A 9,181-nucleotide genomic window follows, 5' to 3' on the forward strand; every position below is an offset into this window, starting at 1 on the left:
TTCTTCTGCTTGTCGCGCGGGAGTTCGCGGCGGGCGAGAAGTTCGGCGGAGGAGCGGATGATAGTCAGCAGGTTGTTGAAGTCGTGCGCCACACCGCCGGTCAGTTGCCCGATGGCCTCCATCTTTTGCAACTGGCGGACCTGATCTTCCGACGCCATCAGTTCGCGGGAGCGTTCCTCCACCCGCATTTCCAGCGTCTCGTTGAGGTGGCGCAGCGCCTCCTCGGCGATCGTGCGGTCCAGTATATCTGCCGCCTGGCGAGCCACGATATCGAGCATGCGTAGGTCGCGCTCCGAAGGCTCGTGCGGCTTGCTCCAGTGAGTAGAAATCATTCCCAGCAGCTTGCCGCTGCGCGAAAGCAAAGGGGTAGTCTGGGCCGCCCGAATGCCGGCATCGCGAAATGCCTGGAGATCGGGCGTCCCGCTGATGTCGTCCCACTCCTCGAAGTCGGGCACGATCGCGCGCTGGCCGAATTTCAGCGCCAAGGTGCAGCTGCTGTAAGCGGCAGGGTTCACCCACTGCCAGAAACCGACCGCCTCGGGCGGCAGGCCGCGCTGCGCCAGAAGCTGCAGTTCGCCGCCATGGCCCGAAGGATCATCGCTCGGGCACAGCAATTGCATCGTTCCGAACTGCGAGCCGGTGATGGTGACGGCGGCATCGACGATCTTGCCATAGAGCTCGAAGCGATCCTGCTCGTTGATGAGCGCGACGCTGATCTGGTGAAGTAGTCCTATGTCGGAGAGCGCGTCATCCGCGTCTTGCGTAATCGGGCCGACCGGCGACACAAGCGGGCCGTGATGCGCGTTAGTCATTGTCTGAGTTCCCCGCGTGCGCGAGATCACTGGACGCATCGCAGCACTTTAACCGACAAGCTTCTGGAAAGGTTCCAGCCGCTTGTGCCCAAGGCGTCGGCGAGCTGTGTCATAATGAGACACCGCACGGCAGTCTGATGCCGAAGATCAAATCTGCAGAGCAGATCGACGAAGTTTACTGGTCCGCAGAGATCGAAGCGTTAGCCTAGTTGAGCCAATAGTCTGAGACTAGAATCACGCCACTTAGCGCTAACGTGGGAATGGCAGCTATCTCCTGTTGATGGATCAAGACCGGCCTTTCCGGTTTCGGCCAATCTCGAGCGTCCCGACCGGGAAAGCGGACGGGCCGCACCTGGGAACAGAAAATTTACAGCTGAGAGTCCGAGAAGGGTCGATGGATGAAATTGGTACTGCCCGCCCCAATCTCAGGTCATAGCTCGAGGCGGGCCTGTTACCTTAAACCGGTCCGACCCGGCCAGGCGCCACTCGCCTCATGAAAGCGATAGATGTGAATCATCAGCGGAGGCAGGCATGGAAGCTGCACCCAACGATTGGGACATATCGGCGTTGGCGATCTGGACGCCGGTGAGTAGCTTGTGGTCCACGGTCTCGCGCGGCCTTGGAGGTGATCATGGATTGGAAGATCGCAGGCACTGACATCGAACGACTTCGTCAAGCCGATGAGGAAGACGTAATCGCTGCCCTGCAGGGTGCCGACTTCGGCAAATGGCCTGAAGACGAAGCGGGTTTGCTGGAGTTCTTCAACCTGATGATCGACACGATCCTTGGCGAAGAGGCGGGCGAAGGTAACATCTGGCCGAACCTGCGGGGCCGCATGGTGATCCCTTCAAAGCAGTAGGTTCGCTGACGCAGGCTTGCCGGTCGCCGCCTTCGCCTTGAACCAGGGCTCGTCGGTCCGATCGACCGTCAGCGGCCCGTCCCACGTGCGAAGGAGCGCGAAGGCTTCTTCAGGCGTGCCCTGGGTCCATCGTGTCCAGTCCTCGCCCCGCAGGATAGTCGGCATGCGGTCGTGGAGATCGGACATCTGCTCGCAGCCATCGACCATGACCATCGCGTAGGCATCGCCCCACTCGTCGGTCGGCCGCCAGATCCCGGCGACGGCGAATACTTCTGTTTCCGGCAGCGAGTACCAGGTGCGGGTGTTGCGCCGATCCTCGCCCTCGGGTTCGCACCACTGCGTCATCGGGATCAGGCAACGCCTCTCGCGAAAGCTGTCGCGCCAGATCGGGTAGACCCGCAGCTTGTCGTCGCGGGCATTGTTGACCGGCGAGGCCTTGAGCGGCTTGCCGGTCTTCTTGCTGAAGGCATGGCGCGGGAAGCCCCAGGACATCGCGCGCAGTTCGCCCCCGACCGCGACGAGGCCGGGATAACCTGGCCAGACCTCGGCGCCGTAGTTGGCACCGGGCGTGAAGGCTGCGCCGAACAGTTTCGCTGCCTCGGCTTCCTTCGCGGTCATGCGATAGAGGTTGCACATGTATGGATGATGCCGCCGGACGGCGAGGTTGTCACTGTGCGCCTATCTCCCCTCGCAACAGGAGAGCTCGCGGAAGCGCGACAGAATGTGAGAAGGGGAAGATGCGCTGTCACCCGCGATGCCTACGCTGAGCGCAGCGGGAGCGGTCGTGGTGGCGGAGCTGGGTCATGCACGACTTCGGTCTGACCTTGTGGGGCAAAATCGTATTGCGCATGATCGGCATGGAAATCTCTTCTGGCCTTCAACGTGTTGAACATTCGAGCCAAACCGGCCCGCTCGTGTATTTCGAGCCCGACTGACAGCGCGGCGGACGCCGCCTGGCGAAGGCACGGGCGAACATCGGCCGCATGAAGGGGATTTTAGAACAAATATGGAACATATATAAGGGAGCGATGATGATTCGCGAAAGGTCCGCCCCCATGACTAAACCCCTTTCCGACGAGGCGATGCTTACCTTGGGACGCCAGTACCTGCATATGGCTGACCGCAAGGATGCCACCGAGCGCGACCAGGCAGCGCTGCGTGACTTCGTGCCCGCATTGCTCAATCGCCTCGACGAGAAGACCGAAACCACGTGCGCTCTGGCGGGGCCGCCGGTCCTGGATCTTCGCTTCTACGGTTTCGCCTTGCCGGAGGACGATCAGCTCGAAATGCGCCTTCCGCAGCCTGATTGAGCGGCGGCGTGAAGCGTGAAGTGGTCCAAGAGCGGGGCCATGGTGCCCACCTGCCTGTTCGAGGCCGGTACGCTGGGCGGGTCCGTCCTGCTGACATGCAAGTGCGGGCATACGGCGCGTTTCCACGCGCCGCCCCTCTGGTGGCATTTCCAGCGGCGGCATTGGGACGACGGATTCGTCGAGGCCAGGAAGCGCTTCTGGTGCCGGGTCTGCGGATCGCGTTTGCGCGCCAGGGTTCGGCCCATCTCGATCGAGGGCGCCGTGTCCATGCCGGGCGATTTCGAGCTGCCCTGGCCTGACGAGCGGACATGGAAAGCCGCATGCAGGCGTGTGCGATGAACCTGGAGACGACGATGCAGAAACAGTCGCTGAATGACCTGCGGCGCGAAGTCGGCAGGATATGCACCGGGGCCGGACGCTGGCAGGACATCACGAAGGTGCCGGTCGACAACCGCGCGTTTTCACCTGCGCCCCCGGATAGCCGCCTGAAAACCGAGGGCAGGACAATCAGCGCGGCCGAGCGTGGGCCGTTCGGTCGGTGGCTGCTGTTGCAGGTGGATCGCCGCGACTTCATCGGGCAGCTCGCCAATATCGCCAGGTCTGATAGGGGCTTCCCGAAGGACGGTGATCCCGATGCGGTGCGCAGGCGCCTGGGCGACACCGGCGCCGACCCCGAAATGTTCGAGGCGGTCGATGATGCCGAACTGGATTGGACGAGCTACTGATGACGGACCCGATGAGCGATGACGTCCTGATCGCAATTGCGCAGCATCGCTTTGAACAGGCCGGCCGGGATTGCGCGTCCGAGCACGCCTCCAGGCTGTTGCTGGACATCTTTCCAGCGGTACTTCAGCGCCTGCGCGAGAAAGTGGAGCTCACCCGGGAATTCGTTGCGGCAGATCGTGTGATTGTGGATGCACCGAAGGGCTGGGGCAAGCAGGCTGCCGTGGCGAAACCACAGGCCGACGATGGTCAGATCCAGCTTTCACTCCTTCACCTGTGATCCGCAAGTGAGGACGGCGACCGGCAGATCGCCTGCCCTCCTCTAGAGACTGAGCCTGCGGCGCTCGATCTCTGCCAGCACTTCCTGCTCGACCACGGTCAGATGCTCGGGATCGGTCACCGCTTCCCATGCGCTGAGCAGTTGTTCGTCGGTCATGCCGGCGGCGACTTCCTCGCCGGTCACCGCATCAACCTCAGGATGCTCGTGCGGGGTGTCTTCAGTCATGGCTCTCTCCTGGCCGGGCCTCGGATCGCTCTCGGCTCATCAAGTTAAACGCCGCGGATGGCGGTTTGTTCAGCGCACTTCGACGAGGCACGACCACACAGGGCCGCGTGATATACACCCGATTGCCGTCACACTGACGTAAAGGCTGTTCGCCGGAAGTCGAACTGGCTTGGGTGAACTCCTGAAACGGCCGCGGAGATGAGCTTGCTGACGACGTGACCGGGCGGAGCGCTGTCATGACATTGGTCACGGACAGAAAATAACATCGAACTGCGGAACAGCACTGCGGGCTTCTGATTGAAGGCATTCTCGCGCAACACTATCCGCCTATCTGATGGCGATGGCCGATTAATGCGATTGAGCTTCTGATTCCAGGGAGCAGAAAACGACCATCAGCGACCAAGCCGCGTCGGCCGCTGGACAGGCTGCTACGCGCCCCTTCTCGGCCGCTCAATGTCGTAAATGTCATTCCCAGAAGCTGCCATCAGAATCTGGCATTTGTACGATCGTCTGGATCGCCTTCACGCAGCAGCTTCAGTCCAAGCACTTCATTTTCGGCAAGCAATCCACAGACTGCGAACCATCTGACCTGCTCCCCGCTCAGGTCCATGTCCTGACGGCTTAGTTCGGCCACTTCAGCGAGGAAGACATTCAGGCGTTGGGCAACCCTAGACACTGAGGCGGGTCCCAGCCGGGCATAGTTGAAACGCCACACAGAATTGGGATCGGTCAGGTCAAGGTTTGCGATCATCCTCACACCTGCTTGTGTAATGACGCGCCTGAGCGGTTCGGAGGCGGTATCGACGGAACGGATTCGTGCAAGGAGGCGGGTGCGATTATGGGGGTAGAGTGTGATAATCCCGAGCTGATCGAGCCTAATGAGAACGGCGTTCAGGTCGCTCGGCGAGGCCAGACCCTCTCGTTCGATCCGCGTTGCAGTCCATCCGCTGGTGAGGAGGGCAAGGACGATTGCCAGCTTCGGTTCGGTGGCCAGAACCGCTTCCTGAGCGTCGGTTGTCCACGGGATGTCTCCACGGTCATCAAGTCCCGCGAGTTCCGATAATTCAGCCATGCTCATCCCGACCGTGGCGCAAAGTCGTTCCAGTACTGGCAGGGTCACACCTCGACCCGTCATGTAGCGTTTGATCGACTTTTCGCTGACGCCCAACAGTTCAGCAACATCGGCATAACGCATACCACGGGCACGTAAGACCTCACGTAGATAGCCGAGCATTCGCGCAGATTGCGAGGCCGGGTCGATGGCGAAGATTGGTGCTGCTTTCACCATTTAAGGACTCCGGGGGGGACAGGTGCTGGGCCAAATTGGGGACATATTATGTCCCTTAGAAAGCGATCATTGTCGATACTGAAACGCGCGCTACGGCCTCGGAGCTTCAATAGCAGGATGGAGACCGCGATCTGATCGACAGGCCATCCGCTTACAGGAGAGCTTGATTGGCAAATGATCTCGAAGGTCGGGTAGCGGTCGTCACCGGCGGTGCACGTGGCTTTGGAAAGGCGTTCGGAGCCGCTTTGGCGGAGCGTGGCGCGACGGTCGCATTGCTTGATCTGGATGCTACCGCCGTTCAGGAGGCCGCGAACGAACTGGGCGATCGCGTCTTTGCCTGCGCGGCCGATGTCACTCACGAGGCTCGCATCGCTGCGGTGATCGATGAGATTGCCGCCGCACATGGCGGCATCGATATCCTCATCAACAATGCGGGCCTCCATTCAGCAGAGTATAGCCGCCCGATTGAGGCCATGGGGCTCGCAAAAGTGCGGCGCCTTTTCGATGTCAATGTCATGGGGACTATCGCCTGCACTCTGGCGGCTATGCCACATATGCAGGGGAGAACTGACGCCAACATCCTCAATATCTCGTCATCGGCAGCCTTTGGTGGAGGCAGCTATGGCGCTTCAAAGATGGCAGTGATCAGCATGACGATCACTTTCGCCCGTGAGCTTGCCGCCAAGGGCATCCGCGTGAATGCGATCGCTCCGGGCCTCATCCTTACCGACACGATCAGAGCGGAACTTCCTGCTGAAACACTAGCGCGGGTCAAGGGCGCGCAGTTCCTGACCACCGCGGAAGGTGAAGAGCGGGATATCGTCGAGGCCATGCTTTACCTGACCTCCGATCGTGCCCGCTTTATCACGGGTGAAACCCTTCGGGTCTCCGGCGGCTTCGCGGCAGGCGCCTGATAATTCCGAACGGGAGCATCAATATGACATCGACAGACAAAATCCGCTGCGCCTTCATCGGGCTGGGAAGCCAAGGCGCGCCGATCGCTACTCGGATGATCGGCGCAGGTTTTCAAACGACTCTGTGGGCGCGGCGTCAGGAAACTCTGGAGCCATTCAAGGGCTCCGGCGCTGTATTTGCATCGACGATCGCTGAACTGGCCAGCCATGCCGATCATGTCGGTATATGTGTCGCCAACGATGCGGACGTCATCGAGGTCTGTCGAGAGTTGATCCCGTCGCTGGCGCCCGGAGCGCGCATCGCCATTCACTCCACCGTCAATCCCAAGACAGTCAGACAGATTGCTCGCGAAGCAGCCGAGCAGGGTATCGATGTCATCGATGCGCCTGTCAGCGGCGGCGATCCAGCGGCCCATGCCGGCACGCTTACCGTCATGCTCGGAGGTAAAGCAGAAGCGATCGCCACGGCTCTACCCATATTCCAGAGCTTCGGGACGCTCCTCCCGCATCTGGGCGAAGTGGGTGCAGGCCAGAACGCGAAGCTCGTCAATAATGCGCTGCTGGCGGCTAACATGGCGGTTGCGGATCACGCCCTTGCGGCGGCGTCCGCATTGGGCATCGAAAAATCGGCCCTCATGGAACTGCTGATTGCCAGCAGCGGTCGTAGTTTCGGCCTTGAAGTGCGCGGCCGTATGCCCGCCCCTCAAGCTTTCAATCATGGTGGCTCCCTGCTGTTCAAGGATTTGCACTTGCTTCGTGATGTGATCGGCAACGATCCCGGCGCTGTTGGGCTCTGGAACACGGCCGAACCCTTTCTCGTCGCCTGCGCCAGTGAAGCCGAATGAAGACTGCCGCATACCGTAGAAATAGTGGCGCACCCGCGTCGGAAGGCCCGCCATGACGCAGACATCATCAACCGCAGCCGAGTGGAAGGCGAACTGGACGCTGGTGCTTGCCGCCTCGGTCGGTTTTTACTTCTTCTCCGTGATGATCTCGGCAATTGGCCTGTTCTTTGAGCCGTTGACGAAGGAATTTAGGTTCAGTCGGACGCTGTTGTCATCGGGCCCCTCGCTCGCAAACACGCTGACAGCGATCATCGGTCCCTTTTTCGGCGCATTGATCGACCGCTATGGATCGCGCAAGGTGGTGCTACCGGGCATCATTCTCACCATCATTTCGATTTCCGCGTTCAGCTTCGCGAATGGGTCGGAGAAGCAGTGGATCGCCCTGTGGCTGGTCTTTGGCCTTGTGGCGGTCAGCATCAAGTCGACCTCCTGGACAGCGGCTGTGCTGGGTGTCTTCCAGCAATCGCGTGGGTTGGCGCTCGGCCTCACCTTGTCGGGTACGGCCGTCTCTCAAATCGTGGTGGGATCATTGGCAAATTGGCTCATCACCGTGGCGGGCTGGCGTGCGGCCTTTGTATGGCTTGGTATCGGATGGGGCGGGCTAACCTTTCTGCTCTGCATTTTCTTTCTGTTCGATGCGCATGACCGGGCCGCCAAGTCATTGAGAGATGGGGCTGCCTCGGAGAAGCAGGACAGGGCGCTGTTGCCCGGACTTTCCGCCAGACAGGCCCTGCGGGATTCTGCCCTGTGGCGCGTAGGCATCTCGAACTTCGTCGTGATGGTCCTGACAATGGGTCTCACTCTCCATCTCTTTCCCATCCTGAGGACGCAGGTGCTTCGCGCAGCAGCGCTGCTTGGCTGCTCAGCCTCGGCGGAATAGCCGGGATCACTGGCAAGCTGGTGACTGGCTATCTTCTCGACCGGTTCCGCCCTAACTGGATCGGCGGCGTGACACCGGGTGCCGCCGGTCTCGCGTTCCTGCTTCTCATGGAGGGCATAAGTTCGCCCGCGCTCATCGTCGTCGCCATGCTGGTCAACGGCTATGCGGCCGGTACAAAGACGCAGATCACCGGCTTTCTGACGGCCAGCTATGGTGGCATCCGAAACTTTGGCAAGATTTACAGCGTGATGGCGGGCCTCATGGCTGCCGCATCTGGCATCGGCCCTTTGGTTGCAGGCGTCATTTTCAATTTTGACAATTACACGCCTTTCCTTGCGGTGGGCGCTGCGGGATGTGTCGCAGGTGGGATTTTGATGCTCACGCTGCCAAGCTACCCGACCTGGAGGCAGACAGAAGATGAGAGCTAAGACTTGGACCGCTTGGAGATGACGCCTCGCGAAACGGCATCTATTTCCACATCTCTGCCACGAACTCGACATTCCGCAAACGGCCACTGGCCGACAAACTGCCGTGCTGCTTCGCGCCCATTCCGGTCATTAGGGTGCTCACAGGCCGTTCCTACATGCAGCCGCTCAGCTACATTATGACGGGATTTACGCTGCGAACCTCGACCTTGGTTGCTCAATCGAAGAGGCGATCATTCAGAGATCGCCCGCTTCGAATATTTCGACGGCATGAAGCGGATTTGCCCCATTTTCGCGAACCAAAGGAAGATCACCGGTGTCGTGAACATCGTGAGGAGTTGCGAGACTACCAGCCCACCAACAATGGCGATTCCGAGTGGCTGACGCAGTTCGGCGCCCGCACCGGAGCCGACGGCCAAGGGGATCGCGCCGAACAATGCGGCCAGTGTCGTCATGAGAATAGGACGAAATCGCAGCAGACATGCCTCACGTATCGCGTCGTATGCGGCAATTCCCCTGCCGCGCTGGGCCTGCAAGGCAAAGTCGATCATCATGATCGCGTTCTTCTTAACGATGCCGATCAGCAGCAGGATGCCGATGATCCCCATGATCGACAGGTC

15 protein-coding genes are annotated in these 9,181 nt (G+C 60.4%); 10 read left to right on the plus strand and 5 right to left on the minus strand.

All coding sequences use genetic code 11. The annotated features are described in order from the left end of the window. Nucleotides 1-812: GAF domain-containing protein (locus tag LH128_RS07535; protein ID WP_008829013.1), on the minus strand; the 812-nt coding region annotated here is incomplete at its 3' end. A 631-nt stretch (nt 813-1,443) separates the two neighbouring features. Between LH128_RS07535 and LH128_RS07540 the strand changes: the two genes are divergently transcribed. Then, nucleotides 1,444-1,671 carry a hypothetical protein gene (locus LH128_RS07540; RefSeq protein WP_008829014.1) on the plus strand — a complete coding sequence of 76 codons (228 nt, stop codon included), beginning with the start codon at nt 1,444-1,446 and terminating at the stop codon, nt 1,669-1,671. Here the strand turns inward: LH128_RS07540 and LH128_RS07545 are convergent. Continuing rightward, on the minus strand, nt 1,660-2,307 hold the full coding sequence (locus tag LH128_RS07545; protein WP_008829015.1) for an SOS response-associated peptidase: 648 nt from the start codon (nt 2,305-2,307) through the stop codon (nt 1,660-1,662). The two genes, LH128_RS07540 and LH128_RS07545, sit on opposite strands and share 12 nt — an antisense overlap. Nucleotides 2,308-2,474: 167 nt before the next feature. On the opposite strand from LH128_RS07545, the gene LH128_RS34410 reads away from it, so the two are divergent. The 5 genes from LH128_RS34410 (at nt 2,475) to LH128_RS07560 (ending at nt 3,984) form a co-directional block, all read left to right on the plus strand. Continuing rightward, nucleotides 2,475-2,606: a hypothetical protein gene (locus LH128_RS34410; protein ID WP_327195100.1), complete on the plus strand. Its 132-nt coding sequence runs from the start codon at nt 2,475-2,477 to the stop codon at nt 2,604-2,606. A gap of 120 nt (nt 2,607-2,726) precedes the next feature. Next, nucleotides 2,727-2,981, plus strand: coding sequence for a hypothetical protein (locus LH128_RS07550; RefSeq protein ID WP_172704989.1), 255 nt, complete (start codon nt 2,727-2,729; stop codon nt 2,979-2,981). A 39-nt stretch (nt 2,982-3,020) separates the two neighbouring features. Next, nucleotides 3,021-3,320, plus strand: coding sequence for a hypothetical protein (locus LH128_RS33235; protein WP_008829017.1), 300 nt, complete (start codon nt 3,021-3,023; stop codon nt 3,318-3,320). After that, nucleotides 3,317-3,706: a hypothetical protein gene (locus tag LH128_RS34415; RefSeq protein WP_008829018.1), complete on the plus strand. Its 390-nt coding sequence runs from the start codon at nt 3,317-3,319 to the stop codon at nt 3,704-3,706. Before LH128_RS33235 ends, LH128_RS34415 begins: the two co-directional genes overlap by 4 nt. 11 nt (nt 3,707-3,717) lie before the next feature. Next, nucleotides 3,718-3,984 carry a hypothetical protein gene (locus tag LH128_RS07560; protein ID WP_327195102.1) on the plus strand — a complete coding sequence of 89 codons (267 nt, stop codon included), beginning with the start codon at nt 3,718-3,720 and terminating at the stop codon, nt 3,982-3,984. Between the two features lie 42 nt (nt 3,985-4,026). Here LH128_RS07560 and LH128_RS07565 read toward each other — a convergent pair whose 3' ends face one another. Both LH128_RS07565 and LH128_RS07570 read right to left on the minus strand, forming a co-directional pair. Then, the gene (locus LH128_RS07565; RefSeq protein WP_008829020.1) at nt 4,027-4,209 is read right to left on the minus strand and encodes a hypothetical protein; all 183 of its coding nucleotides are present in this window, start codon (nt 4,207-4,209) and stop codon (nt 4,027-4,029) included. Between the two features lie 484 nt (nt 4,210-4,693). Beyond that, complete coding sequence (locus LH128_RS07570; RefSeq protein ID WP_008829021.1) at nt 4,694-5,497, minus strand: helix-turn-helix domain-containing protein; 804 nt, start codon at nt 5,495-5,497, stop codon at nt 4,694-4,696. Nucleotides 5,498-5,664: 167 nt separating this feature from the next. Here LH128_RS07570 and LH128_RS07575 point away from each other — a divergent pair, with 167 nt between their 5' ends. Genes LH128_RS07575 through LH128_RS34420 form a run of 4 tightly spaced genes read left to right on the plus strand, consistent with a single transcriptional unit; the run spans nt 5,665 to nt 8,564 of the window. Then, complete coding sequence (locus tag LH128_RS07575) at nt 5,665-6,411, plus strand: SDR family NAD(P)-dependent oxidoreductase (RefSeq protein ID WP_008829022.1); 747 nt, start codon at nt 5,665-5,667, stop codon at nt 6,409-6,411. Between the two features lie 23 nt (nt 6,412-6,434). Beyond that, a complete protein-coding gene (locus LH128_RS07580; protein ID WP_008829023.1) occupies nt 6,435-7,256 on the plus strand; it encodes an NAD(P)-dependent oxidoreductase in 822 nt (273 codons plus the stop codon). Nucleotides 7,257-7,308: 52 nt separating this feature from the next. Continuing rightward, a complete protein-coding gene (locus tag LH128_RS07585; RefSeq protein WP_008829024.1) occupies nt 7,309-8,136 on the plus strand; it encodes an MFS transporter in 828 nt (275 codons plus the stop codon). Further along, nucleotides 8,133-8,564, plus strand: coding sequence for an MFS transporter (locus tag LH128_RS34420; protein ID WP_327195103.1), 432 nt, complete (start codon nt 8,133-8,135; stop codon nt 8,562-8,564). Before LH128_RS07585 ends, LH128_RS34420 begins: the two co-directional genes overlap by 4 nt. Nucleotides 8,565-8,794: 230 nt before the next feature. Here LH128_RS34420 and LH128_RS07590 read toward each other — a convergent pair. Then, nucleotides 8,795-9,181, minus strand: a 387-nt coding sequence (locus LH128_RS07590; RefSeq protein WP_008829026.1) for an efflux RND transporter permease subunit, incomplete at its 5' end; no start/stop codon positions are given.

The sequence above is a fragment of the Sphingomonas sp. LH128 genome (assembly GCF_000293195.2).
Lineage (GTDB): Bacteria > Pseudomonadota > Alphaproteobacteria > Sphingomonadales > Sphingomonadaceae > Novosphingobium > Novosphingobium resinovorum_A.